This window comes from Nocardia sp. NPDC088792 (genome assembly GCF_044750615.1).
GTDB lineage: Bacteria > Actinomycetota > Actinomycetes > Mycobacteriales > Mycobacteriaceae > Nocardia.
This window is the reverse complement of the sequence record NZ_JBIVKC010000008.1, coordinates 414,898-441,153: the sequence shown is the minus strand read 5'-3', so window position 1 is coordinate 441,153 and position 26,256 is coordinate 414,898. Positions and strand designations below refer to the sequence as shown.

The following is a 26,256-nucleotide window of genomic DNA, read 5'->3' as shown; positions in this document are numbered from 1 at the left end:
TACTTCGATTGCTCGTCCTTCGCTCGGGCGGCCGCCGATCGGTCGCTCGGGCACTGAACAGGGACGATCTCATCGCGGCCGGGGCGCCGGTGGCCCGGGAAAGTGTCGGTGGCCGGGTGCAGACTTGGGGGCATGGATCGGTTCTCCCCCGCTACCCGGCAGTGGTTCGACGGCGCCTTTCCCGCGCCCACCGCCGCCCAGCTGGGGGCGTGGGACGCCATCTCGCGGGGCGAGCACACGCTGGTGATCGCCCCGACCGGTTCGGGCAAGACGCTGTCGGCCTTCCTCTGGGCGATCGACCGGCTGGCCACCCGGGAGCCCACCGAGCGCCGCAAGACCTCGGTCCTCTACATCTCCCCGCTCAAGGCGCTGGCCGTGGACGTGGAGCGCAATCTGCGCGCCCCGCTGGTGGGCATCACACAGACCGCCAAGCGACTGGGGTTGCCGGCACCGGAGATCCGGGTGGGGGTGCGCTCCGGCGATACCGGCCCGGCCGAGCGCCGGAGCCTGCAGCGCACACCACCGGACATCCTCATCACCACCCCCGAATCCCTTTTCCTCATGCTCACCTCGGCGGCCCGCGAGACGCTCAGCGAGGTGGACACCGTCATCGTGGACGAGGTGCACGCCATCGCCGGCTCCAAACGCGGTGCGCACCTGGCCCTTTCGCTGGCCCGGCTGGATTTGCTGCGCGCCGAGGCCGAGAGGCAGCCGGCGCAGCGGATCGGGTTATCGGCTACGGTGCGGCCGCCGGCGGAGGTGGGGCGGTTCCTGGTGGGAAGTGCGCCCATCACGATCGTGGCGCCGCCCGCGCCGAAGACCTTCGATCTGTCGGTGCGGGTGCCGGTGGCGGATATGACCGAACCCGATGCGGGCCGCGAGGATTCGGATCAGCCGGGGTCGATCTGGCCGCATGTGGACGAGGCCATCGTGGATCTGGTGCTGGAGCATCGGTCCTCGATCGTGTTCGCGAATTCGCGGCGACTGGCGGAGCGGCTCACCGCACGCTTGAACGAGGCGTATGCGGCGCGGGTCGGGGAGCCGGTGGAGAGCGAGCATGCGCCGCCCGCGCAGCTCGGGGCCTCCACCGAGGTGATCCACGGTGCGGCACCGCTTTTGGCGCGCGCCCACCACGGGTCGGTGTCCAAGGAGCAGCGGGCCATCATCGAGGACGACCTCAAGAGCGGGCGGCTGCGGTGCGTGGTCGCCACCAGCAGTCTCGAGCTCGGCATCGATATGGGTGCGGTGGAGTTGGTGGTGCAGGTGGAGGCGCCGCCCTCGGTGGCGTCGGGGCTGCAGCGGGTGGGGCGTGCCGGGCATCAGGTCGGGGAGATCTCGCGCGGGGTGATCTTCCCCAAACACCGCACCGACGTGATCCATTGCGCGGTGGCGTCCATCCGCATGACGGGCGGCCAGATCGAGCAATTGCAGGTGCCCGCACACCCGCTGGACATTCTCGCCCAGCAGACGGTGGCGGCCTGCGCGCTGGAACCCATCGACGCCGACGCCTGGTTCGAGACCGTGCGCGCCACGGGAAGCTATGCGGCGCTGCCCCGTTCGGCCTACGAATCCGTGCTGGACCTGCTGGCCGGCCGCTACCCCTCCGACGAGTTCGCCGAACTGCGCCCCCGCATCGTCTGGGACCGCGACGCCGGCACCCTCACCGGCCGCCCCGGCGCCCAGCGCCTGGCCGTGACCTCCGGTGGCGCCATCCCCGACCGTGGCCTGTTCCCCGTCTTCATGGTCGGCGAGAAAGCCTCCCGCGTAGGCGAACTCGACGAGGAAATGGTCTACGAATCCCGGGTCGGCGACGTCTTCGCCCTCGGCGCGACCAGCTGGCGCATCGAAGAGATCACCTTCGACCGAGTCCTCGTCACCCCCGCCTTCGGCCTCCCGGGCCGCCTCCCCTTCTGGCACGGCGACTCCCTCGGCCGCCCCGCCGAATTGGGCGCGGCCCTGGGCGAATTCGTGCGCATCACGGGCCAGGCGATCGAGCAGAGCAACGGCAAGTCCACGAAGTCCGGCGGCGCACGCAAGAACGGCTCCACCCCGGTGCGACTGGACACGGCCCTCGACGACTTCGTGCGCGACGCGGCCGAAGTCCTGGAACGCGGCGGCCTCCCGCAAGGCCCGCCCACAACGGAGCCGGCCCCCCACGCCGATGCCGCCGCCGCGGCAGCAGGACTGGATCGGGTTGCCGCAGCGGCAGGGCTGGACGGGGTTGCCGCAGTAGCGGGGCTAGATCGGGTTGCCGCGGCAGCGGGGCTGGATCGGGTTGCCGCGGCGGCGGGGCTGGACGGGGTTGCTGCGGCGGCGGGGCTGGATGGGAACGCTACGGCGAATCTGGTTGCGCTGCTGGAGGAGCAGCGGGCGGCTACGGGGCAGTTGCCGACCGATCGGACGTTGCTGGTGGAGCGGTTCCGGGACGAGTTGGGGGACTGGCGGGTGGTGTTGCATTCGCCGTATGGGCTGGCGGTGCACGCGCCGTGGGCGCTGGCGGTGGCGGCGCGGCTGCGGGAGCGATTCGGGGTGGATGCGGCGCCGACACCGTCGGATGACGGGATCGTGGTGCGGTTACCGGATACGACCGATGAGCCGCCGGGGGCGGAGTTGTTCGTGTTCGAGGTGGATGAGATCGATGAGCTGGTGACCGAACAGGTCGGGGGGTCGGCGCTTTTCGCTTCGCGGTTCCGGGAGTGTGCGGCGCGGGCGCTGCTGCTGCCGCGGCGGGATCCGGGGCGGCGGGCGCCGCTGTGGCAGCAGCGGCAGCGGGCGGCGCAACTGCTGGATGTGGCGCGGAAGTTCCCGGAGTTTCCGATCCTGCTGGAGACGGTGCGGGAATGCTTGCAGGACGTTTATGACCTGCCGTCGCTGCGGGATCTGCTGGGGCGGGTGGCGCGGCGGCAATTGCGGCTGGTGGAGGTGGAGACGGCGGCGCCGTCGCCGTTCGCGAATTCGCTGCTGTTCGATTACATCGGGCAGTTCATGTACGAGGGTGACAGCCCGCTCGCCGAACGGCGGGCGGCGGCGCTGTCGCTGGATTCCAGCCTGCTCGCCGAGCTGCTCGGGCGCGTCGAACTGCGCGAACTGCTGGATGCGGCGGTGCTGGAGCAGACCGAGCGGGAACTGCAGCGGCTCACCCCGGAACGGCAAGCGCGAGATATGGAGGGGCTGGCGGATCTGCTGCGCCTGCTCGGACCCGTCACCGCCGCCGAGGCGAGCGAGCGGGCTACCGAGGATCCGCGCGAGTGGTTCGCCGAATTGGTGAAGAGCCATCGCGCCCTGGAGGTTTCGTTCGCGGGATCGCGGTGGTGGGTGGCCATCGAGGATGCCTCCCGGCTGCGCGATGCCCTCGGTGTGCCTCTTCCCATCGGCGTTCCGGCCGCGTTCATCGAGCCCGTGGCCGATCCCCTGGGCGACCTGGTGGGCCGGTATGCCCGCACGCACGGGCCGTTCACGCTGACGCAGGTCGCGCACCGCTTCGGTCTCGGGCCGGCGGTGGCCGCGACCGCCCTGCACCGCCTCGCCCTCGAAAAGCGGGTGGTGGAGGGCGAATTCACGCCGGGTTCGGCCGGTACGGAATGGTGCGACAACGAGGTGCTGCGCCGCTTGCGCCGCCGCTCCCTGGCAGCGGCCCGCAAGGAAGTCGAACCGGTCCCCACCGCCGCCCTGGCCCGTTTCCTCCCGGCCTGGCAGCACATCGGCACCGGCGAACTCCGCGGCGTCGACGGTGTGGCCGCCGTGGTGGAACAGCTTGCGGGCGTACCGATTCCGGCCTCCGCCTGGGAATCGCTCATCCTCCCCACCCGGGTCCGCGACTACTCCCCCGCCCTGCTCGACGAACTCATGGCCACCGGCGAGGTGCTCTGGTCGGGCCACGGCTCGATCACCGCCAAGGACGGCTGGATCGCCCTGCACCCCGCCGACCAGGCTCCCCTCACCCTCCCCCCACCCGACGACATCGACCTCACCGAAACCCACATCGGTCTGCTGATGGCCTTGGGCGCCACCGTCATCGGCAGCCCACCCACACCGGGGGAACAACCCGCCACCGCGGATATCAGCCGCCCGGTGGGCGGCGGAGCATTCTTCTTCCGGCAGCTGGCCGACGCGGCCGGGATCGAGGGTGAGTCCGCGGTGGTGTCCGCGCTGTGGGACCTGGTGTGGGCGGGGCAGGTCGGTGGGGATACGTTCGCGCCGGTGCGGGCCCTGCTGGGTGGGACCGCGCGGACCACGACGGCGCATCGCACGCCGCGGCGGTCCCCGCGCGGGCGGATGTATCTGCCGCGCACGGGGATTCCGGTCCGGACCAGTCCGCCGCAGGTGGCGGGGCGGTGGTCATTGCTACCGGAGCGGGTGGCGGACAATACCGTGCGTGCGCATGCCACGGCGGATGTGCTGCTGGAACGGTATGGGGTGCTGACCCGGGGCTCGGTGCAGAGTGAGGGGGTGCCGGGCGGGTTCGCGCTCATGTACCGGGTGCTGACCGAATTCGAGGATCGGGGTCGGTGCCGGCGCGGATACTTCGTGGATTCGCTCGGCGGGGCCCAGTTCTCGACCACGGATGTGGTGGACCGGCTACGCTCCTTCGACACCGACCGCCCCGATGACGCGGAGGTCGCGGGACCCGCGCTGGCACTGGCCGCCTGCGATCCGGCGAATCCCTATGGGGCGGCGCTACCTTGGCCCAAGGCGGCCGCCGAAGGAGCCGGGCATCGGCCCGGACGGAAGGCAGGGGCCCTGGTGGTACTGGTCGGCGGCGAACTCGCGCTCTACCTGGAGCGCGGCGGCAAGACGCTGCTGACCTTCACCGAGGATCCGGCGGTACGCACGGCGGCGGCCGCCGCACTGGCCGGGCTGGTGCGCGATCGGCGGGTGGACTCACTGGTGATCGACCGGGTGAACGGGGAATCGGTGCACGGCAATACCTTCGCGGGCTTCCTCACCGAAGCCGGATTCGCCGCGACCCCCAAGGGTTTCCGCCTCCGGAGCCACCCGTGAGCCCCCATGCCTGAGGGCGACAGCGTCTTCCTGACCGCCAAACGCCTGCGGAAAGCCCTGGCAGGCAAGATCCTCGACCGCAGTGACTTCCGTGTACCGAAATACGCGACCCTCGACCTGCGCGGCCAGGAAGTCGAGAGCGTCGGCACCTACGGCAAACACCTCTTCGTCCGCACCCCCTCGGTAAGCATCCACAGCCACCTCAAAATGGAAGGCGAATGGCGGGTCTACCAGCCCGGACAGCGCTGGACCAAGCCCGGATTCGCAGCTCGGCTGGTCCTGGCGAACACGGATGCCGAAGCCGTCGGGTTCTCCCTCGGCCTAGTCGAGGTATTGCGGCTGGAAGACGAGCACACCGCCGTCGAACACCTGGGCCCCGATCTGCTCGGACCGAATTGGGATGCGGCGGAGGCGGTCCGGCGCCTCCTGGAGCGCCCGGACCGCCCGATCGGCCTGGCCCTGCTGGATCAGCGAAACCTGGCCGGTATCGGCAATATCTACCGCAGCGAGATCTGCTACCTGCGTCGCGTCAATCCCGCCATGTCCGTCGAGGCCATCGAGGATCTGCCGGGCCTGGTCGACGAGGCGCATCGCGTACTGGTGAAGGCCGCCCACGAACCGCCCTGGCGGCACCTCGCCTACGGCCGGCAACACCGCCCCTGCAAGCGCTGCGGCACCAACCTGGTGGTCCACCTCCTGGGCGACGACGAGCCCACCCGCGCCGAACGCGGCATCTACTTCTGCCCGCGTTGTCAGCCGCCGGTCGACTGAGCCTGCCGCGCCCGAGCCGAGCCTTCGTCCGATAGCGAAACCCGTTCCCCCCGGCCGCGTGCGCTCCTATGGTGAGCTGCATGAGGATCGGAATCCTGGGGACCGGGGCGGTGGGGCGGACGCTGGCGGAGCGGCTGGTGGAGCTGGGACACGACGTGGTGATCGGGACGCGGGATGTGGCGGCGACCGAGGAGCGGGCGGATGAGCCGTTTCCGGTGGAGTTGCGGACCGCGCCGGAGGCGGCGGCGCACGGGGAGGTGGTCATCAATGCGACCGGTGGGCAGGTGAGTGTCGCCGCGTTGCAGGGGGCGGGGGCGGAGAACCTGGCGGGGAAGGTGATCGTCGATGTGTCCAATCCGCTGGACTTTTCGCAGGGGTTCCCGCCGCGGCTGACCGTCTGCAATGACGATTCGGTGGCCGAGCAGATTCAGCGGGCCTTTCCGGAGGCCAGGGTGGTGAAGACGCTCAATACGGTGACCGCCGATGTCATGGCGTACCCGGACAAGGTGGGGGACGGGGACCACACCATTTTCGTGTCCGGCAATGATCAGGACGCCAAATCGACCGTGGTGCAGCTGCTTCGCGAGTTCGGGTGGCGGGACGTCATCGACGTCGGCGACATCACGACGGCGCGGGGCACGGAAATGCTGCTGCCGCTGTGGGTCCGGCTGATGGGCACGCTCGGCACCACGCATTTCAACTACAAGCTGATTCGCTGAGCCGGGCCGGGTCCGAGGGCGGGAAACCCCCGGGCCCGGCGGCATTTCAGCGTTCGAGGACCGGGTCGAGCACCTTCGCGCGGGCTTCCGGCGCCTCCAGGCGGAGTTCGTCGGCGGTGGCGTCGTCGGGTGCGGTCTGGGATTCGATCTCCGCCTTGACGCGGGCCGTGTACAGCGTCACTTCACGAGTGATGTCGGCCTCGTCCCAGCCGAGGATCGGCGCCACCACGCGGGCCACCTGGTCGGCGCAGTCGACGCCGCGGTGCGCGTATTCGATGGAGATGCGGGTGCGGCGGGCCAGGATGTCGTCGAGGTGCAGGGCGCCTTCCGCGGCGGCCGCGTAGAGCGCCTCCACCTGCAGGTAGCCGGGTGCGGTCGTGATCGCCTGCAGCAGTTCGGGTTTGCCGTCGGCCAGGCCCAGGACCTCGTCGATGAGGGAACCGTAGCGGTTGAGCAGGTGCTGTACCCGGTATGGGTGGATGCCGTATTTCTCGGCGAGGTGCGGGGTCTGGTTCATGAGCGCGTGGTAGCCGTCGGCGCCGAGCAGCGGCACCTTCTCGGTGATGGTGGGCGGGACGCGACGCGGAATGTCCTGTGCCGCTTCGTTCACGGCGTCGTAGGCCATGACGCGGTAGGTGGTGTACTTGCCGCCGGCGATGGCGACCAGGCCGGGGGCGATGCGGGCGACGGCGTGTTCGCGGGACAGTTTCGAGGTCTGGTCGCTCTCGCCCGCCAGCAGCGGGCGGAGGCCGGCGTAGACGCCGGTGATGTCGGCGTGCGTGAGCGGGGTGACCAGCACCTTGTTGATGTGTTCGAGCAGGTAGTCGATATCGGATTTGGTGGCGGCCGGGTGCGCGAGGTCGAGATTCCAGTCCGTGTCGGTGGTGCCGATGATCCAGTGGTCGGTACTCCACGCGATGACGAACAGCACGCTCTTCTCGGTGCGCAGGATGATCGAGGTGTCGGAGGCAATGCGGTCGCGCGGGACCACGATATGGACACCCTTGGACGCTCGGACATGGAACCGCCCGCGTTGATTCGCGATCGACTGGATCTCGTCGGTCCAGACGCCGGTGGCATTGATGACGACACTGCCGCGGACCTCGGTGGTGCGGCCGTCCTCGCTGTCGTGCACCCGCACGCCGATCACCCGGTCCGCCTCCCGCAGGAAGCCGACGACCTGCGTGGAGGTGCGGATGACCGCGCCGTAGTGGGCGGCGGTGCGGGCCACCGTCATGGTGTGGCGGGCGTCGTCGACGACGGTGTCGTAGTAGGTGAGGCCGCCGGTCAGGACGCCGTCCTTGAGGCCGGGCGCCAGCCGCATTGCCGCCGACTTGGTCAGATGATGCTGTCCGGGAACGGATTTCGCGCCGCCCATGGTGTCGTACAGGAACAGGCCGGAGGCGACGTACGGGCGTTCCCAGCCGTAGTGCGAGAGCGGGTAGAGGAAGCGCAGCGGTTTCACCAGATGCGGGGCGAGCGTGGACAGTGCCAGTTCCCGCTCCTTGAGGGCCTCGCGGACCAGGCCGAACTCCATCATCTCCAGGTAGCGGAGGCCGCCGTGGAACATCTTCGATGAGCGGCTGGAGGTGCCGGCGGCCAGGTCACGGGCCTCGACGAGGGCGACCTCGAGACCGCGGGTGGCGGCGTCCAGGGCGATGCCCGCGCCGACCACGCCGCCGCCGATCACGATGACGTCGAAGTGATCCTTGCCGAGCCGGGCCCAGGCGGCTTCCCGCTGCTCGGGACCCAGAAACTGCGAATGCGGATTGGTCATTGCTCGACTCCTCAGCCTTCGCCGGGGTGCCGGCGCGGCGCTCGTCTCGTAAACGCTCCGTCTGGCTATCCGATAGCAACCGTAACCCACACTAATCGCCCATGGAACGACCCGCGTGCAGTAGCCTGCTGCAATGCGTCGCTTCGTGGCTGCCATCGATCAAGGTACGACATCCAGTCGGTGCATCGTCTTCGACCAGCAGGGACGAATAGCCGGGGTCGCGCAACGCGAGCACGAGCAGATCTTCCCACAGCCCGGCTGGGTCGAGCACGATGCCGAAACCATCTGGCGCAATACCGAATCCGTGATCGACGAGGCGCTGCGCAACTGCGGCATCGGGTCCGCGGACATCGTCGCGGTAGGCGTCACCAATCAGCGTGAGACCACCGTCGTATGGGAACGCGCCACCGGCAAGCCGATTCACCATGCCATCGTCTGGCAGGACACCCGCACTGCCGATCTCACCGTCGAACTGGCGGGCGACGAGGGGCCGAACCGGTATACGGCACGCACCGGACTGCCGCTGTCGACCTACTTCGCCGGGCCGAAGCTGCGCTGGATCCTGGATCGGGTGCCCGGTGCGCAGGCCCGCGCCGAGGCCGGTGAACTGTGCTTCGGCACCATCGACAGCTGGATCCTGTGGAACCTCACCGGGCAGCACCTCACCGATGTCACCAATGCCTCCCGCACCATGCTGATGGATCTGCGCACACTGCAATGGGATCCGGCGATCTGCGCGGAGTTCGGTGTGCCGGTGGCCATGCTGCCGGAGATCCGCAGTTCCTCGGAGGTGTACGGGGACATCACCTCCGGGCCGCTGCGGGGAGTGCCGGTCGCGGGCATCCTGGGCGATCAGCAGGCCGCCACCTTCGGGCAGGCGTGCCTGTCGCCGGGCGACACCAAGAACACTTACGGCACCGGCAATTTCATGCTCATGAACACCGGCACCACTCCCGTGTTCAGCGAGCACGGCCTGCTCACCACCGTCTGCTACCGGCTCGGCGACCAGCCCGCCGTGTACGCGCTGGAGGGCTCCATCGCGGTGACCGGTTCACTGGTGCAGTGGCTGCGTGACAACCTCGGCATGATCGCGAACGCCGACGAGATCGAACCGCTGGCCCGCACCGTCGACGACAATGGCGGCTGCTACATCGTCCCCGCCTTCTCCGGCCTGTTCGCGCCGCGCTGGCGCCCCGATGCCCGCGGCGTCTTCGCGGGCCTCACCCGCTTCGTCAACCGCGGTCACATCGCGCGAGCCGTGCTGGAGGCCACCGCATTCCAGACCCGCGAGGTCATCGACGCCATGCGCGCCGACTCCGCCGCCCAGCACCTGGATGTCGAGAAGGTGACGCTGAAGGTGGACGGCGGCATGGTCGTCAACGAACTGCTCATGCAGTTCCAGGCCGATATCCTCGATGCCCCGGTGGTCCGCCCGGTGGTCACCGAAACCACCGCTCTCGGTGCGGCTTACGCCGCCGGCCTGGCTGTGGGCTACTGGTCCGGCACCGACGACATCCGCGCGAACTGGGCGGAGGACAAGCGCTGGACCTCCACCATGTCCGCTCCCACCCGCGACGAACTCATGCGCGAATGGAACAAGGCGGTCGAGCGCACCTACGACTGGGTGTGAATAAACGGCCGGGTCGCGTCATTGCGACCCGGCCGTCCCCTCAACGCAGTCGTCCGGAAGTCAACGCAGGGGCGTGAAGTCGCGCGCCGCTATGTGGGCGGGGCGCGGTTCGGCTGCGGAGTACGGGGCGGTGAGGGAGTTCTCGACGCTGTTGAACACCAGGAAGATGTTCGAGCGCGGGAAGGGGGTGATGTTGTTGGACGAGCCGTGCATGATGTTCGAATCGAACAGCAGCGCCGAACCGGCGGGGCCGGTGAACTGGCTGATGCCGAAACGCTGTGCCAGCGTGCCGATGTCGGCCTGCGACGGGACGCCGATCTGCTGCTCGCGCAGGGACTCCCGGTAATGGTCGGGCGGGGTTTCGCCCGGGCAGGGGACGAACACGCGATGCGAGCCGGGCATCACCATCAGGCTGCCGTTGTGGGTGTAGTTGTCGGTCAAGGCGATCGACAGGCTCACCGCCCGCGGAGCGGGCATACCGTCCTCCGCATGCCAGGTCTCGAAGTCCGAATGCCAGTAGAAACCGGCGCCGGTGAAACCGGGCATGTAGTTGACGCGGCTCTGGTGGATGTAGACCTCCGAGCCGAGCAGCTGCCGGGCCAGGTCCACGATGCGCGGCTGCCGCACCAGCTCGGCGATCGCGCTACTGAGCTTGTGCACCTCGAAGATGGAGCGCACCCGGCGCGACGACTTCTCCACCACCAGCCGCTCGTCCAGCCACAGGTCCGGATCATCGGCGAGGCGCTGTGTCTCCGCGGCGAATTCGGCCATCTCGGCGGGGGTGAGCAGGCCGTCCAGCACGGTGTGACCGGCATGGTCGAAGGTCGCCAGCGCGGGCGTGTCCACGCGGCCCCACACCACCGGATCGACCCGCTCGATATGCCGCGCCGGCGCCGCGCTGCGGGTCGGGTAGTTGTCGATGAGGGTGTTGTCGGACAACGTCATTCACTTCACCTCGCTACTGTCCGGCGGCGGCCACCAGCGGGTAGACGCCGTTCTCGTCGTGTACTTCGCGGCCGGTGACCGGCGGATTGAAGACGCACATCATGCGCATGGTGGTGCGGGCCTCGACCTGATGCCGTTCGTGGCCGTCCAGCAGGTACATGGATCCGGGCGCCAGCTGATACGCCGTCTTGTTGTCCAGGTCTATGAGCGTGCCCTCGCCCTCGACCAGCCAGACCGCCTCGATGTGGTGGCGGTAGTGGAATTCGTGGACGGTGCCGGCCTCGATGGTGGTCTCGTGGAAGGAGAACCCGACGCCGTCACCACCCAGGACGATGCGTTTGCTGCGCCAGCCCGCGCCCGCGACATCGCGGGAGGTACCGGTGATTTCGGCGGTGGTGCGCACGATCATGGCAGTGTCACTTTCCCTCGCACACGACATCGACTGCCGCGGCGAGTATCTCGAGTCCGTGATCCAGTTCGTCGGCCGTGATGGTCAGCGGGGGCAGCAGTTTCACCACTTCGTCCTGCGGGCCGGAGGTCTCCACCAGCAGGCCGTGGTCGAAGGCGACGCGGGAGACCTTGCCGGCACTGGAGGCATCGTCGAAGACCAGGCCCTGCACCAGTCCGCGGCCACGGGTGGACAGGCCGGAGTGCACGGCGGACAGGCCGGAGAGGGCGCGCTGCACCTGCTCCCCCTTCACCAGGGTCGCGGTCTCCAGCCCGCTGTCGGACCAATAGTGCTGCAGCGCGGTGTTTGCCGTGACGAACGCCGGATTGTTGCCACGGAAGGTGCCGTTGTGCTCGCCGGGCGCCCACTGGTCGAGTTCGGGGCGCATGAGGACCAGCGCCATCGGCAGCCCGTAGCCGCCGATCGACTTCGACAGCGTGACGATATCGGGCGTGATGCCCGCGGATTCGAAGGAGAAGAACGGCCCGGTGCGGCCACAACCCATCTGCACATCGTCGACGATCAGCAGGATGCCGCGCGCCGCACACAGTTCCGACAGCCGGCGCAGCCATTCCGGCCGCGCCACATTGACGCCACCCTCACCTTGCACGGTCTCCACGATGACCGCGGCCGGCAGGTCGACACCGGAGGAGGTGTCGTCGAGTGCGCGCTCCATCCACTCCAGGCCGTCGGAGTCGTCGAGGTAGCCGTCGTAGGGCATGGCCGCCGAATGCGACAGCGGCACACCGGCGCCCGCGCGTTTGCCGGCATTGCCGGTCACCGCCAGCGCGCCCAGCGTCATGCCGTGGAAGGCATTGGTGAAGTTGAGGATGTCGGTGCGGCCGGTCACCTTGCGCGCCAGCTTGAGCGCGGCCTCCACGGCGTTCGCGCCTGTCGGGCCGGGGAACTGCACCTTGTAGTCGAGGCCGCGCGGCATCAGCACGGTGCGCTGCAGGGTTTCCAGCAGTTCACGCTTGGCCACCGTCGACATGTCCAGGCCGTGCGTGATGCCGTCACCGGAAAGGTATTCCAGCAGCGACCGTTTCAGCACCGGATTGTTGTGGCCGTAGTTGAGGGCGCCCGCGCCGGCGAAGAAGTCGAGGTAGTCGCGGCCGCTCTCATCGTGCAGCCAGGCGCCGCTCGCGGTGTCGAACACCGTCGGCCAGGAGCGGCAGTAGCCGCGCACATTCGATTCGACATGGTCGAAAATGGCCATATCCATGCTGGTCATCGCAGTTCCTCCGGGTCCATCGGGGTGATGCGGTACAGGCGTTCCGACTCGTGTGGGTCGGGGAAGGTGTGACTCTCGAACAGCGGGCGGTCGGTCATGACCGCGCCGCGGCGGCGGGCGAGCGCGGCGAACATGGCGATCGAGGCCGCATTGTCCGCGGAGATGGTGGTCTCCAGCGCCGAGATGCCCTGTCCGGCAAGGTTGTCCAGCAGGCGTTCCAGCATGCCCACGCCGAGGCCGAAGCCGCGGTAGGCGTGGTCGACCGCGACCTGCCAGACGAACAGCGTGCCCGGCTCCTGCGGTCGCCGGTATCCGATGACGAATCCGGCCACGGTGCGGCCGATTTCGGTGACCACGGACGTTGCGGCGAAGTCCCGGCACCACATCAGATAGGCATAGCTCGAATTCGCATCCAGCACACCGGAATCGCGCGCGATGTGCCAGATGTCGGCTCCGTCTTCGACCAGGGGCGGCCGGATGACGGGAGACGAATCGTTTGTCGAGGTCGACCACGTGCGTGGCCGGTCGGGGCGTATTTGCTCGATTGCTACGGGGAATTGGCTGAATTGTGTCTGCATGACCTATTCAGCCTGTCGGGACAATCTTGAGACCGACCGGTCGAGATCATTACCGTTGTGTTACGACCGGCAACCGAATCATGAAACGCGCACCACCACCCGGCCGGTCCCCGCACTCCACCCGCCCGCCGTGCGCCGACACCGTCTCGGCCACCAAGGCCAGCCCGATCCCGGTACCGCTCGCATTCCGCCGACCGGCCCGCACGGTCGCGAAACGCTCGAAAATGCGCTCCCGCTCCGCCACCGGCACCCCCGGCCCGGCATCGTCGATCATGATCAACGCCTCGCCCTCGGCCCGGCACACCGTCACCGCCACAATGCCGCCACCGTGCCGCACGGCATTGTCCAGCAGATTCGCCACCGCGCGTTCGAGTTCCAGCTTGCGACCGCTGACCACCGCCTCCTCGGTGACGGTCAGCAGTTCGAGGGCATGCTTGCGACCGGTCAGCGTATGCGTGAGCAGCTCACCCAGCGCCAGCGGCTCGGCGTCACCGGCGTGCACGCCCGCCTCCACCCGCGCCAGCGCCAGCATGTCGTCCAGGGTCCGCCGCAGATGCTCGAGCTCCTCGCCGACCAGCCCCAGCGCGCGGCGGGAACGCTCCGGCAATTCGTCTTCATGCCTTCGCAACACACCGACACTGGTGACCAGAGTGGTCAACGGGGTACGCAACTCGTGGCTCACATCACCGACCAGCCGCCGCTCCCGCTCGATCCTGCGATGCAGCGAATCGACCATGCTGTTGAAGGCGTCCACGGTCGGCGACAGGTCCCGATCCACCGGACGCGGCAACCGGGTGCCCAGCTCACCGGACGCGATCCGGGTCGCCGCGCCCGCCAGCCGGCCCAGCGGCTCCAGCACCCGGCGGCTGGCCCAGAACCCCAGTGCCGCACCGATACCGGTCGCGACGATCGCCCCGCAGATCAGCACGAAGACCAGCCCCGCGGTCGGACGGCCGTGCCGGTCACCCGCGTAGTCCACGCCCACCACGAACATGAACAGGGCCAGCACGAACGACACCAGGCCGGTGCTCAGCGCGAACGCGAAAACCACGCGGCCACGCAAGGTCTGGGGCGCCCGCGCGCGGAAACGCGCCGCGATCACCGTTGCGGGTCGAGCCGGTAACCGAGACCGCGCACGGTCACGACCAGATGCGGATCCGACGGGTCGCGCTCGATCTTGGTGCGCAGGCGGCGGATATGGACGTCCACAATGCGCTCGTCACCGAAAAACCCACGGTCCCAGACACGTTCGAGCAGACCCGCACGGCTCAGCACCCGGCCGGGCGATTCGGCCAGCTCGCAGAGCAACCGGTATTCGGTGAGGGTCAGATGGATCTCGTCGTCACCGCGGCGCACGGTGCCGCTGTCCGGGGACAGGACCAGGGAGGCGGCGCCGTCCGCATCGAGGACCACGGCGGTGATTTCGCGGTCCTCGGTCTCGTCGGCGGCGGCCTCGACGGCCAGCTGCATGCGGCGGCGGACCGCGCGCATGCGGGCGGTGATCTCCTTGACCTCGAAGGGCTTGGTGACGAAGTCGTCCGCCCCGGCCTCCAGCGCGGCCACCACATCGTGGGTGTCGTCACGCGCGCTGACCACGATGATGGGGACGTCGTGCTCCTTGCGGATCTCCCGGATACAGGTGAATCCGTCCATGTCACCGAGCATCAGGTCGATGATGACCACGTCCGGTGCGCCGTGCTCGCGCAGCTGCTCGAGCGCGACCTCCGCTTCCTCTGCCTCGGCGACGTCGTAGCCCTCGTCCTCCATGGCCAGCCGCAGGGCTGCCCGGACGCGGTCGTCGTCCTCCACGATCATCAGGTTCGCAGTCATAACCCAAACTGGTCTACCCGACTTCGCCGTTATAAAACCGTTATGTGACGGGGCTCACCCGCGCTGCGCGGCCACCGGCTACTGCGCGTGCGCCTTCGCCAGGCGATCCACGGCCTCTCCAAGAATTACCTGGTCAGAGGTGGTGAAGCAGAGCCGCATGGAGTGCGAATAGTCCGTCGACACGGCAAAGGCATTACCGGGCACGTAGGCGACACCCGCGTCCAGCGCCCGCGGCAGCATGGCCTGGGTATCGGTGCCGTCGGTGAAGTCGACCCACACGAACATGCCGCCGGCCGCATCCGTGCTCACCACACGATCACCGAACCGCTCACGCACCGCGCCGACCAGCGCCCGCGCCCGCTCGCCGTACACCGTGCGCACCGAATCGACCTGCGCGGCAAGCCAATCCGTATCCGAGAGCAGGTCCGCGGCGATCTGCTGGGTGAGCGCCGAACCACACAGGTCCGCACCCTGCTTCAGCAGTTCGACGGCTCGGCAGACCTCGGTCGGCGCGACCATCCAGCCCACGCGCAGGCTGGGGGCCAGGATCTTCGAGACGCTCGACAGGCGAATCACATTGCGCGAGTACGCCGCCACCGGCTCCGGCGACGGGCGATCGAACCAGAGCTCACCGTACGGATCGTCCTCGATCACCCAGAAGCCGTGCGTCTCGGCCAGTTCCGCGAGTTCACTGCGGCGCTCCGAGCTCAGCGTGACGCCGCCGGGATTGTGGAAGTTGCTGACGGTGTGGACGACCGCGGGCCGCTCCCCCGCCGCCAGCAGTTCGCGCAGCGCGTCGAGGCGCATGCCGTCGGCATCCAGGGGCACCGCCTCGATCCGCGCGCCCGCGGCCCGGAACACCTGCAGCGCACCGACATACGCGGGATCCTCACAGATGACCAGGGCGCCCGGGTCCAGCAACACCTCGGCCAGCAAGGACAGCGCCTGCTGCGAGCCGTGCGTCACGAACACCTCGTCGACCTCGACCGGGCGGCCGATGCGCGCCGATTCCCGCGCCGCCAGCACCTCGCGCAGCGGGCCCCAGCCCGGCGATTCGGTGTACTGCAGCCGGGACCGGTCCGCGAGCGCGGCCTGCGCGGCTACCGCGATCCGATCCCGCGGCATGAGTTCGGCGTCCGGCAGACCGCCGGCCAGGCCGATGATGTCGGCGCGCGAAGTCAGCTTGAGCAGATCGCGAATGGCCGAACTCTGCATGCCGTCGAGCCGCCGCGACAGCGGCGGGATGGTCGCGGACATGAAACACCTCCGAAGGAACGCCGGGGTATGCGAAATTCCACCCTGTCACATCCCGTTCAGAATATGAAATCAGAATCCCACATTCCGAGACGACAAGTCCACCGATCGGGAACTGGCCCGCGGCCGGGGCGAGGGTCAGCGCTCGTCGATGGAGAAGATGAGGTGCTTACCGTCGCGAGTCACCGTCGTGATGCGCTGCCGGTACACCGTGGTCGTACCGTCCGGGCGATGCTCGGTGAGATCCGCGTCGTAGGCCTCCGCACCCGTTTCGACGATCCGCAGGCAATAGCTGGTACCCGCCGGAATGACCGTGTCGATCGCCTGCTGAATGGTCTCCGCCGGCGACACCGTCGGCGAATCCGCCGCCACGAACGACCGCGCCTTCACACCGCTGCGATCACCGTAGAACGCGTGCTGGAAGCCGAGAATCGCATCCACCCCGCTACCGATCCCGCCCGGGCCGTTACCGATGGTCAGCGGACCGTCGTGCTTGGCCGGACAGCTCAGCTCGGCCGGGGTGGTCCCCGCCGAGGTACCGGTCACCGGCGGCTTGGCGGTGGCCACCGCGGTCGGCGGCAGCACGGGCTTGTCATTGTCACGAGTCAGCGCGAAACCCACGCCGCCGGCCACGGCCACCACGGCGACCACCGCACCCGCTATCGCCGCGATCTTCCCCTTCGACCTGCCGGGCTGCTGTTGCGGCGGAGGCGCTTTCGGCGTCAGCGCCTGCGCGATCGGATCATCGGCCCAGGACAGCGACTCCCGCGGATCACCGGATTCCGGCGGCGGCACGGGCGGAAAGCCCGACGGGGCCGACCGCCACCATGAGGCCGGCGCCTCCGCGGCGGACTCCTCCGGCTGCGAATTCCCCTGGGCGGCAATATGCTCCGTCACCCGATCACCGAACGGCGCGGCGGCCGCGGTGCCGAACTTCACCGTCTGCTCCGGATCCGCGACCGGCGGATACTGACCCGTCGCCGGGAACTGCCCGGTCGCCGGGAACGGTGAGTCCCCTTCGGCCGGACGCCACGCGAGCTCGGGGTTCGGCGCCGCGGGCGCCGGGGACCAAGCCACCTCGGGACCCGGCGCGGCGGGCGCCGGCGACCAGCCGACCTCGGGCGCTTGCCCGCCCGACGCCGGAGCCCAGGACAGGTCCGGATTGTGCGCCCCCGGAGCCGGCGTCCAGCCCGGCGCACCCGACTCCGGCGCGGGCCCGAAACCCTGCAGGGACGGCCCGAATTCGTTCATGGCGGGGCCGAAATCGTTCAGCGACGGACCGAACTCGGACTCCGGCTGCGCCGAGCCGGATGCGCCCGCCTCGGACCCGGAAACATGCTCCGGGCGATCCGCGGCGTCGTCCTTGCCGGAAACCATCACCCGTCCTTTCGCCACACACGTCGCCACACACGCGTGGGGCGGTCGTCGCTCACGACCGCCCCACGCGACTCTGCTTCCACCGGCACCCCGGGCCCGGTGTTCAGTTCTGGACCGAACCGCCCACCTGCGTGGTCAGGCCACCGACGTCGACGGTCTGTGCGGGGTACTCACCAGCCGGGAGCTTACCAATCTGGGCCGCGGCATCCAGGATGGTGGCGCCACCGGGCATCAGGCGGATCCAGTTCTCGGCATTCGCCTTGGCCGCGTTCGGCAGCGTGGTGTCGAGCACGAACTCCATCTTCTGGTCGTTGTCCGCACCGGTACCGGCGAAGGCCGTCACCTTGATGCGATTGACCGTGGTGAAGTCCAGCGAGACACCGGCTTCGTTCGAACCGCCCGGTGTGTTGTAGCCCACCGTGCCGACATAACCGTCCAGATTGCTGAAGTGGTGGGTGTTGGCCGCCCAGCCCGGCGCCAGCGCGCCACCGTCGATGTTCGCGCCCACCTCGGTGTGCGGGCCGTTCATCTGCACCACGGGCGCCGCCGGAGCGGTGTTCACCGCCGGGGCCTGCCACTTCGGGGTCTCCACGACCGCCGGGGCGACCACGGTGCTGTCCGGATCCTGGTGCGGCTTCTGGTTGTTCACCGCGGGCTCCGCCTGACCCGGCTGCTGCGGCTGCTGCTGGTTCGGCTGTTGCTGACCCGGCTGCTGGTTCGGCACCGTCTGGTTCGGCACCGTCTGCTGACCCGGCTGCTGCTGTACCTGCACCGGTACGGCCTGACCCGGCACCGGCAGCGGCGCCTCACGCGGCACGGTCACGCCCGGCTGCGACGGGTTCAGGGTCTTGGGCGGATTCGCCTGCTGCGGACCGACACCGGCCTGCTGCGGGGCGTTCGGATCCACCTTGGGCGCATTCGGATCCGTCGTCTTCGGCGCATTCGGGTTGGCCGGGTTCTCGGGCTGCGTCGCGCCCTGCGGCTGACCCGGATCCTGCTTGGGCGCATTGGGATCCGCCGACGGCCCGCCCGGGGTGGTCACACCCGGCTGCGAATTCACGGCCGGCTGCGACTTGTCCGGCTTCGGCGCCGGATTCACGCCCACGCTCGGATCCGGCGCCGGAACGGCGGGATCGGTGGTGGGGGGCTGATCCCCGGGCTGCTGCTGATCTGCCGGAACCACGCCGGGATCGGCGGGGGCGGCGTTCGCGGGCGCGGACAGCAGAGACACCACCGCTGCCGCACCGGCCAACGTCAGAGAGGTGCTCGCCTTGATCCGACTCGGCTTGCGGTGCTTCACGTTTCGCTTCTTCCTTCGTCCCTCGTCGGTGCGACCTGGACAAAGGCAGATTGGAGCCCCGAGACGGGGGTACGTAATCCCTTCCCCCGCTACGCCACTCGCGACCGCCCTGTCGATCGCTTCCGCGCGAAGTGAATCACAAGGGAGACAACAGAGCAACACGAACACGTCACAAAGCTCGCGAAAGCCCGCTCGGGACTAGTCCAGATCGTCGTGCCGCATGAGCTGACGAGCCGCCTCGGTCACCGAACCCGTCAGGGACGGATACACCGAGAACGTCTGCGCCAGATCGTTCACCGTGAGATTGTTCTGCACCGCCAGCGCGATCGGCAGGATCAACTCCGACGCGATCGGCGCCACCACCACGCCACCGATCACCACACCCGTCGCCGGGCGGCAGAAGATCTTCACGAAACCACGCCGCAGGCCCGACATCTTCGCCCGCGGATTGGTGTTCAACGGCAGCATCACCGTGCGCGCCGGCACCTCGCCATTGTCGATCGCCGTCTGCGAGACACCGACCGTCGCGATCTCCGGACGCGTGAACACCGCGGACGCAACGGTCTTCAGGCGAATCGGCTGCACACCCTCGCCCAGCGCGTGGTACATCGCGATCCGGCCCTGCATGGCCGCCACCGACGCCAGCGGCAACAGTCCCGTACAGTCACCGGCCGCGTACACGCCGGGCGCGCTCGTCCGCGAAACCCGGTCCACGCGCAGGTATCCGCCCTTGTCCAGCTCGATACCCAGCCGCGCCAGGCCCAGCCCCTCGGTGTTCGGCACCGAGCCGACCGTCATCAGCGCATGCGTGCCCGTCGCGGTGCGGCCGTCGGACAGCTTCACCACGATGCCGTCCGCGGTGCGCTCCACCGCATCCGCGCGCGCATGCTTCACCAGCTCCACACCGCGCTCGGCCAGCGCGTCCTCCAGCACCAGCGCGGCATCGGCGTCCTCGCCGGGCAGCACGCGGTCGCGGGAGGAGACCAGCTTCACCTTCACGCCCATCTCGGTATAGGCCGAGACGAATTCGGCGCCGGTCACACCGGAACCGACCACCACCAGGGTCTCCGGCAGCTCCTTGAGGTCATAGAGCTGACGCCAGTTGAGGATTCGCTCACCGTCCGGCTCCGCGCCCGGCAGCACGCGCGGGCTGGCGCCGGTCGCGAGCAGCACCACCTCGGCCTCGATGAGCCGCTCCTGACCGTCGGCGAGGGTGGCCTTCACCAAGTGGGTGGCCAGGCCCGGCGCCTGATCGATCAGCTCGCCCTTGCCCGAGAGCACGGTCACGCCCGCGGTCTGCAGCTTGGCCCGGATATCGGACGACTGCGCCTGCGCGAGCGCCTTCACACGCGAATTCACCTCGGCCAGCCGCACCTGCGCCTGCGACGGATGCACCGTGATGCCCAGATCCCGGGCCCGCCGCAGATCGGTGCGCACGCCGGTGGAGGCGATGAAAGTCTTCGACGGCACACAATCCCACAGCACACACGCGCCGCCGATGCCGTCACTGTCGATCAGCGTGACCGGCGCCCCGTGCTGTGCCGCTACCAGCGCCGCCTCGTAGCCGGCGGGGCCGCCTCCGATGATCGCAATGCGGGTCATTGTTCCTCCGCTTTCAAGTTCGGCCCCGGGATCTCCGGTTCCCGGCATACAACCCTATCCGCCCAGGTCCAAACACTCTCGACCGCATCAGCGGAGAGGTTGCCCACTGTGTCCCACGCCATTCGACACGGGTCCCGGGCCACTCGACACGGCCTGCCGCGCCATTCGCCACGCCCGGCGCCACAACAGGTCTGGCCATATCGACGCCGGACTATCCGGACGCACCGAGCCACCGAGCCGAGCCGGGCGATACCGCGGCAACTGCCACGAGGGCATCGAAAGTCCTGGACCAGGACCCATACCCCGCCTCATCGCCGGGGTCACGGCACCGGTTCGGCGATGCGACGGCAATCATTCATGCTCGGGCGAACCGCGTTGTGATCGGGATCGGGGATGGTGTTCGCCGATTGTTCGATAGGCTTCTATCGTGCCGATTTACGCCGCCTATGGGTCCAACATGGATCCCGAGCAGATGCTCAAGCGCTGTCCGCACTCCCCCGTGTACGGAACCGGTTGGCTGGAGGGGTGGCGCCTCACCTTCGCCGGGGACGACATCGGCTGGGAGGGACCGCTCGCAACGGTGGTCGAAGAGCCGGGCTCACGCGTGTTCGTGGTCCTCTACGACGTCCCCAGCGAGGACGAGCTCAGCCTCGACCGCTGGGAGGGCTCCGACTTCGGCATCCACAAGAAGATCCGCCTGCGCGTCACCACCAACCAGGGCGCCGCCGCCGAACCGGTGCTGGCCTGGCTCTACGTCCTCGACGCCTACGAGGGCGGCCTGCCCTCCGCCCGCTACCTCGGCGTCATCGCCGACGCCGCCGAGAAAGCGGGCGCGCCAAGCGATTACGCACACGCGCTACGCACCCGGAACTCGAAGAACGTGGGCCCCGGCACCTTCGGGCCGTAATCCCCGGAATGATCTCGGGCAGGGCGGGTGTTGTGCGCGGAGAACCGAACCCACTCCACGAGAGGATCGCGATGCCGACCACACCCCTGCCCGCCGAAGTAGCCGAGTTCCTGGCACAGCCCAATCCGGCCGTGTTCGCCTCCAACAAGCCCGACGGCCAGCCGGTCTCCGTGGCCACCTGGTACCTCTACGAGGACGGGCGAATCCTGGTGAACCTGGCCGACTTCCGCAAGCGACTGGACTGGCTGCGCGAGGACCCGCGGGTCACGCTCACCGTGCTGGGCTCCGACAGCTGGTACACCCACGTCAGCGTGCAGGGGCGCATCGTCTCGCTGGAGAACGATCCGGACTCCTCGGTCATCGACCGCATCGCGCAGCACTACCTCGGCACCCAGTACGGGGTGCGCGATCAGAAGCGGGTCAGCGCCTGGATCGAGATCGAATCCTGGCACGGCTGGGGCAAGTACGCGGACGCGAAGTAACCCCTCGGACAACGAAACAGCCGGGCCGCACCCCTCGGTGCGGCCCGGCTGTTCTTGTTCCCCCGGTCTCAGGCGTTCAGGACGATGTTCGTCAGGACGCGCACACCGGCGGCGAGGGCGCGCTCGTCGATGTCGAAAGTGGGCTGGTGCAGGTCGAGTTGTTCACCCTGCCCGGACCATACGCCCAGGCGGGCCATGGCGCCCGGCACCTCCTCGAGGTACCAGGAGAAGTCCTCACCGCCACCGGACTGCTGGGTGTCCGCGAGCGCGTCCGGGCCGATGCCGCGGATGGCCTCCTCGAACATGCGCACGGCCAGTTCGTCGTTCACCACCGGCGGCACGCCGCGCTTGTAGTTGAGCTGGTAGCGCACGCCCGTCGGAGCCAGCAGGCCCTCCACGATCTCGCGCACCATCGGCTCCAGCAGCGACCAGGTGGCGTGATCGCCGGTGCGGACGGTGCCGGTGAGCATGCCCGTCTGCGGAATCGCGTTGGGCGCCTTGCCCGCCGATACCGCACCCCACACCATGACCGTGCTGGTGCGCGGATCGATACGACGACTCAGCAGACCCGGCAGGCCGGTGATGACCGTGCCGATGGCGTACACCAGATCACTGGTCAAATGCGGGCGCGAGGTGTGCCCGCCGGGCGAATCCAGCACCAGTTCGACGGTGTCCGCGGCCGAGGTGATGGCGCCGACCCGGATACCGACCCGGCCCACCTCCAGGCGCGGATCGCAGTGCAGCGCGAACGCCCGCGACACATCCTCCATGGCGCCCGCGGCGACCATATCGATGGCGCCGCCGGGCATGACCTCCTCGGCGTGCTGGAACACCAGCCGCACACCGACCGGCAGCCTGTCCATCTCGGCCAGTGCGAGGGCCGTGCCGAGCAGGATGGTGGTGTGCGCGTCGTGCCCGCAGGCGTGCGAGACGCCGGGCACGGTGGAAGCGAACGGTAAGCCCGTGTACTCCTGCAGCGGCAGCGCGTCCATATCCGCGCGCAGGCCGATGCGCGGACCGTCCGACGGGCCGAGATCACAGATGATGCCGGTGCCGCTCGGTAGTTTGCGGGGTTCGAGACCGGCCTTGATGAGCCAGGACTCGACGAACTCGGTGGTACCGAACTCGGTGCGGGAGAGCTCCGGATTGGCATGAATATGCCGGCGCCATGAAATGAGGTCTTCCATGTGCTCCGCGAGCCATGCTTCGACCGCCTCGTGCCCGGTAGCCGGTTCCATCGCGACGCTCGCCGCCGGCTGCGTCGCCACGCAGCCCGCAGCCAGTGGTCCGTTATTGGTACGCGCCGCGGACCGGCCGGTTGTGCTCACCGAATGTCCTCCTGTCGCTGAAACTGCCGTTGAATGACTCGTTCCGACAACCTGTCCCTGTGTAATCGATCGCCTGCCAGTTGTATCGCGGTGCGGGCCAGAGCCGTTGCCCCGTCGATGACCGCCCGGTCGGCGGAGGCGTTCACGGCCGCCGCCGTGAATGCCGGCTGGTGCGTCACCGCACCCCCGGCGTCGATCCCGATGACGGGATGGATACCGGGTATCACCTTGGTGACATTGCCCATATCGGTGCTGCCCAGTGGCCGTTGCGCCTCGAGTTCCGGGGCCAGGGGCTCGCGTCCGAGTGCACGTATCTGCTCGCGGTAGATGCGCAGCAGTGCCGCATCGGGAACGAGCTCGGTGTACGTCGGCGCAAGCTTCCGGATTTCGTGTGTGCATCCGGTCGCCAGGGCACCTGCCTCGAAACATGCCGATGCGCGTTGCATCAGATCGTCGAGGGTCGCGGAGTCGACTGCCCGTAGGTAATACAGCAGTTCCGCGTGTCCGGGCACGATATTGGGGGCTACGCCGCCCGACCCGACTATACCGTGCAGTTGCTGTCCGGGCAGGAGATGTTGCCGGAGCAAACCTAAAGCAACTTGGGCGATGGTGACGGCATCTCCGGCATTTCGCCCGTATTGCGGCGCGGCGCTGGCATGCGATTCGCGGCCATGGAAAACAACGGACAAATCGGCGAGGGTCAGCGAATGCGCGCCGGCAATATCCTCCGGTCCCGGATGCACCATGAGCGCCATGGCCAGATCGTCGAAGGCGCCGCGCTCGAGCATGAGCACCTTGCCGCCGCCGGATTCCTCGGCGGGCGTGCCCAGCACTTTCACGGTGATATCGCAGGCATCGGCCACGGCGGCCAGGGCCAGGCCGGCGCCGACCGCGGAGGCGGCGATCATGTTGTGGCCGCAGGCGTGGCCGATTTCGGGCAGGGCGTCGTACTCGGCGAAAATACCGACCGTTAGGTCACCACTGCCGTACTCCGCCACGAAAGCGGTCGGCAGATCCGCGATCCCCATTTCGATCTTGAAACCGTTTTCCCGCAACGGCTCGACAGTCTTGGCGGCACTGCGGAATTCCTCGAACGCGAGTTCCGGCTCGGCGTGAATATCGTGCGACAACGCGATCAATTGCGTGCGACACGCGGCAATGGCGTGGTCGGCAGCGGCGAACAACGCCGCATCCCGGTCAAAGCCACTGCGTGGGGGAGACATAACGCCATCCTCGCACTCCCTACCCACAAAGACGCACCGGGTTACCGTGAAATCTGCGTTGCGGCGTGCCGATTACGCGATCCCCGCCGAAAAACCGAGAGCCGGGCCGCCCGTCACCGGAAAGGTTTCGGACGACCCGGCTCCCGGGACGTTGTGTGGGTCGGGTTCGATCGGCCCGCGACTCGGGCTCGGATCAGCCGGCTGTGAAGGCCAGGTTCTCCGGGGTGGTCTCCACGGCCAGGCCCGCGAGGGCGTGCTGGTGCAGGGCGCGCTTGATGACCGGGAGGTTCGGCTTGCGGTTGCCCTTCAGCATCTCGGCGCGCGCGATGGCCACGCTCAGCAACGACTCCGCATCCGCCTTGCCATCCACGATGCCCGCGGCGATGGCGTCATCGGCGCCGTAGCGGCGGCCGGTGGTCATGGCCTCCACCGCCACCTGATTGGTGAGGCGGTTGGTCACCAGGGCGTTCATTGCAACGGTGAACGGCATGCCCAGGTGCACCTCGGGCAGGCACCAGAAGCCGCGGTCGGCGCGCATGACGCGGAAATCGCAGGAGGTGGCGAGCATGGCGCCGGCGCCGAAAGCGTGCCCGTTCACCGCGGCCACGGTCGGCATCTGGAAGGCCAGCAGACGGCTGTACAGCGAGTGCACGCGGTCCAGGTACCAGCAGTTCTTGTCGAAATTGCCGAACAGCCAGTCGGTGTCGAGGCCGTTGGAGAAGAACTTGCCGTTGGCGGTGACCACCAGCGCGGCCGGGCCCTCGGACGCCTCGACCTCGTCGAGCAGCGCGTGGACCTCGGTGATCCAATCCGGGTGGAAACGGTTGTCGCTGTCGATGTTCTGACCCTCGGCGCCGAGGTACAGGACGAACACGTCCCCATCACGCTTCAAATACGGCATGTGTGCAGCGTAGCGGGGCCGCGACCCGTTCCCTACCCGCGGGTAGCCAATTCGTTGCACCGCCTGGAGTGCCCGAAACGGTGCGAAAACGGCAGGTCCGCGGCGTGGCCGCGCAGTAGTGATCGCGTGGTACTAAATTGGGCTACATGCCAGTCGATCAGGCCATCGTGACTGCCGCCGACGCGGCCGCCGCGGCCATTGCCGAACGAACGGGAGTGCAGCGCCACCGGGTCGCGGTGGTGCTCGGATCCGGCTGGCAGGAGGCCGCCGCCGAGATCGGGGAACCCGCCACCTCCATCCCCATGGCCGAAGTGCCGGGCTTCGAATCGCCCACGGCGCAAGGACATCAGGGCACCATCCACTCCGTGGTGGTCGGCTCGTCGCCGGTGCTGCTGCTCATGGGCCGCCAGCATCTGTACGAGGGCCACGAACCGGCGCAGGTCGTGCACAATGTGCGCACCGCCATCGCCGCCGGCGCGGACACCGTGCTGCTCACCAATGCCGCGGGCGGCATTCGCGAGGGCATGCGGGTGGGCGAGCCCGTCCTCATCAGCGACCACATCAACCTCACCGGGCGCACCCCGCTGGTCGGGGCCGACTTCGTGGACCTGGTGGACGCGTGGGATCCCGAATTGCGGGCCCTGGCAAAGGAAATCGACCCCACCCTCACCGAGGGCGTCTACGCGGGCCTCACCGGACCGCAGTACGAGACCCCCGCCGAGATCCGCATGCTCGCCACCATGGGCGCCGACCTGGTCGGCATGTCCACCGTGCTGGAGGCCATCGCCTGCCGTGGGGGCGGAGTGCGGGTGCTGGGCATCTCCCTGGTCACCAACCTGGCCGCCGGTGTCACCGGCGCGCACCTGTCACACGCCGAGGTACTGGCCGAAGGACATGCCGCCGCACCGCGATTGGGCAAACTGCTGCGCGGCGTGCTGGAACGGCTGTAGGC

General features: G+C 68.7%; 21 protein-coding genes. 7 read left to right on the top strand and 14 right to left on the bottom strand.

Translation table 11 applies throughout. From position 1 onward, the window contains the following. Window positions 1–132: 132 nt before the first annotated feature. The 3 genes from ACIP5Y_RS44315 to ACIP5Y_RS44305 all read left to right on the top strand — a co-directional run bounded on the left by ACIP5Y_RS44315 (window position 133) and on the right by ACIP5Y_RS44305 (window position 6,491). A complete protein-coding gene (locus ACIP5Y_RS44315; protein WP_400359600.1) occupies window positions 133–5,001 on the top strand; it encodes a DEAD/DEAH box helicase in 4,869 nt (1,622 codons plus the stop codon). Window positions 5,002–5,007: 6 nt separating this feature from the next. Then, a complete protein-coding gene (locus ACIP5Y_RS44310; protein WP_400359598.1) occupies window positions 5,008–5,772 on the top strand; it encodes a DNA-formamidopyrimidine glycosylase family protein in 765 nt (254 codons plus the stop codon). Between the two features lie 80 nt (window positions 5,773–5,852). Next, window positions 5,853–6,491, top strand: a complete 639-nt coding sequence (locus ACIP5Y_RS44305) for an NADPH-dependent F420 reductase (RefSeq protein ID WP_400359596.1) — start codon at window positions 5,853–5,855, stop codon at window positions 6,489–6,491. 46 nt (window positions 6,492–6,537) lie between these two features. On the opposite strand, the gene glpD is transcribed toward ACIP5Y_RS44305, so the two are convergent. Continuing rightward, a complete protein-coding gene (gene glpD / locus ACIP5Y_RS44300; RefSeq protein WP_400359594.1) occupies window positions 6,538–8,268 on the bottom strand; it encodes a glycerol-3-phosphate dehydrogenase in 1,731 nt (576 codons plus the stop codon). 133 nt (window positions 8,269–8,401) lie between these two features. On the opposite strand from glpD, the gene glpK reads away from it, so the two are divergent. Next, window positions 8,402–9,898, top strand: a complete 1,497-nt coding sequence (glpK, locus tag ACIP5Y_RS44295; protein ID WP_400359593.1) for a glycerol kinase GlpK — start codon at window positions 8,402–8,404, stop codon at window positions 9,896–9,898. A 60-nt stretch (window positions 9,899–9,958) separates the two neighbouring features. Here the strand turns inward: glpK and thpD are convergent, their stop codons facing one another. From thpD to ACIP5Y_RS44245, 10 genes are all read right to left on the bottom strand, one after another. Further along, entirely contained in the window at window positions 9,959–10,843 is an 885-nt protein-coding gene (gene thpD, locus ACIP5Y_RS44290; protein ID WP_400359591.1) for an ectoine hydroxylase, read from the bottom strand. 13 nt (window positions 10,844–10,856) lie between these two features. Next, window positions 10,857–11,252 (bottom strand): ectoine synthase, encoded by a 396-nt coding sequence (locus ACIP5Y_RS44285; RefSeq protein ID WP_400359590.1) that lies wholly within the window; start codon window positions 11,250–11,252, stop codon window positions 10,857–10,859. A 7-nt stretch (window positions 11,253–11,259) separates the two neighbouring features. Further along, window positions 11,260–12,522, bottom strand: a complete 1,263-nt coding sequence (gene ectB, locus ACIP5Y_RS44280) for a diaminobutyrate--2-oxoglutarate transaminase (protein WP_400359588.1) — start codon at window positions 12,520–12,522, stop codon at window positions 11,260–11,262. After that, the gene (ectA, locus tag ACIP5Y_RS44275; protein WP_400359586.1) at window positions 12,519–13,100 is read right to left on the bottom strand and encodes a diaminobutyrate acetyltransferase; all 582 of its coding nucleotides are present in this window, start codon (window positions 13,098–13,100) and stop codon (window positions 12,519–12,521) included. The genes ectB and ectA overlap by 4 nt, the downstream gene beginning before the upstream one ends. Before the next feature lie 49 nt (window positions 13,101–13,149). Continuing rightward, window positions 13,150–14,151, bottom strand: a complete 1,002-nt coding sequence (locus tag ACIP5Y_RS44270; RefSeq protein ID WP_400359585.1) for a sensor histidine kinase — start codon at window positions 14,149–14,151, stop codon at window positions 13,150–13,152. Between the two features lie 47 nt (window positions 14,152–14,198). Continuing rightward, window positions 14,199–14,930, bottom strand: a complete 732-nt coding sequence (locus ACIP5Y_RS44265) for a response regulator transcription factor (protein ID WP_400359583.1) — start codon at window positions 14,928–14,930, stop codon at window positions 14,199–14,201. A 78-nt stretch (window positions 14,931–15,008) separates the two neighbouring features. Continuing rightward, complete coding sequence (locus tag ACIP5Y_RS44260) at window positions 15,009–16,187, bottom strand: PLP-dependent aminotransferase family protein (protein ID WP_400359581.1); 1,179 nt, start codon at window positions 16,185–16,187, stop codon at window positions 15,009–15,011. A gap of 135 nt (window positions 16,188–16,322) precedes the next feature. Continuing rightward, window positions 16,323–17,561 carry a hypothetical protein gene (locus tag ACIP5Y_RS44255; RefSeq protein WP_400359580.1) on the bottom strand — a complete coding sequence of 413 codons (1,239 nt, stop codon included), beginning with the start codon at window positions 17,559–17,561 and terminating at the stop codon, window positions 16,323–16,325. Window positions 17,562–17,664: 103 nt separating this feature from the next. Further along, the gene (locus ACIP5Y_RS44250; RefSeq protein WP_400359579.1) at window positions 17,665–18,861 is read right to left on the bottom strand and encodes a hypothetical protein; all 1,197 of its coding nucleotides are present in this window, start codon (window positions 18,859–18,861) and stop codon (window positions 17,665–17,667) included. 198 nt (window positions 18,862–19,059) lie between these two features. Continuing rightward, entirely contained in the window at window positions 19,060–20,463 is a 1,404-nt protein-coding gene (locus tag ACIP5Y_RS44245) for an NAD(P)H-quinone dehydrogenase (protein WP_397006859.1), read from the bottom strand. 427 nt (window positions 20,464–20,890) lie between these two features. Between ACIP5Y_RS44245 and ACIP5Y_RS44240 the strand changes: the two genes are divergently transcribed. Then, window positions 20,891–21,370: a gamma-glutamylcyclotransferase gene (locus ACIP5Y_RS44240; RefSeq protein ID WP_397006857.1), complete on the top strand. Its 480-nt coding sequence runs from the start codon at window positions 20,891–20,893 to the stop codon at window positions 21,368–21,370. Window positions 21,371–21,441: 71 nt separating this feature from the next. Beyond that, entirely contained in the window at window positions 21,442–21,852 is a 411-nt protein-coding gene (locus ACIP5Y_RS44235) for a TIGR03618 family F420-dependent PPOX class oxidoreductase (protein WP_400359578.1), read from the top strand. Between the two features lie 68 nt (window positions 21,853–21,920). On the opposite strand, the gene ACIP5Y_RS44230 is transcribed toward ACIP5Y_RS44235, so the two are convergent. The 3 genes from ACIP5Y_RS44230 to ACIP5Y_RS44220 form a co-directional block, all read right to left on the bottom strand. After that, complete coding sequence (locus ACIP5Y_RS44230) at window positions 21,921–23,090, bottom strand: M20 family metallopeptidase (RefSeq protein ID WP_400359797.1); 1,170 nt, start codon at window positions 23,088–23,090, stop codon at window positions 21,921–21,923. An 86-nt stretch (window positions 23,091–23,176) separates the two neighbouring features. Beyond that, on the bottom strand, window positions 23,177–24,403 hold the full coding sequence (locus ACIP5Y_RS44225) for a M20 family metallopeptidase (protein WP_400359576.1): 1,227 nt from the start codon (window positions 24,401–24,403) through the stop codon (window positions 23,177–23,179). Window positions 24,404–24,596: 193 nt separating this feature from the next. Next, the gene (locus tag ACIP5Y_RS44220; RefSeq protein WP_400359575.1) at window positions 24,597–25,304 is read right to left on the bottom strand and encodes an enoyl-CoA hydratase/isomerase family protein; all 708 of its coding nucleotides are present in this window, start codon (window positions 25,302–25,304) and stop codon (window positions 24,597–24,599) included. Between the two features lie 146 nt (window positions 25,305–25,450). Between ACIP5Y_RS44220 and ACIP5Y_RS44215 the strand changes: the two genes are divergently transcribed. Then, window positions 25,451–26,254 carry a purine-nucleoside phosphorylase gene (locus ACIP5Y_RS44215; RefSeq protein ID WP_400359573.1) on the top strand — a complete coding sequence of 268 codons (804 nt, stop codon included), beginning with the start codon at window positions 25,451–25,453 and terminating at the stop codon, window positions 26,252–26,254. Window positions 26,255–26,256: the final 2 nt, after the last annotated feature.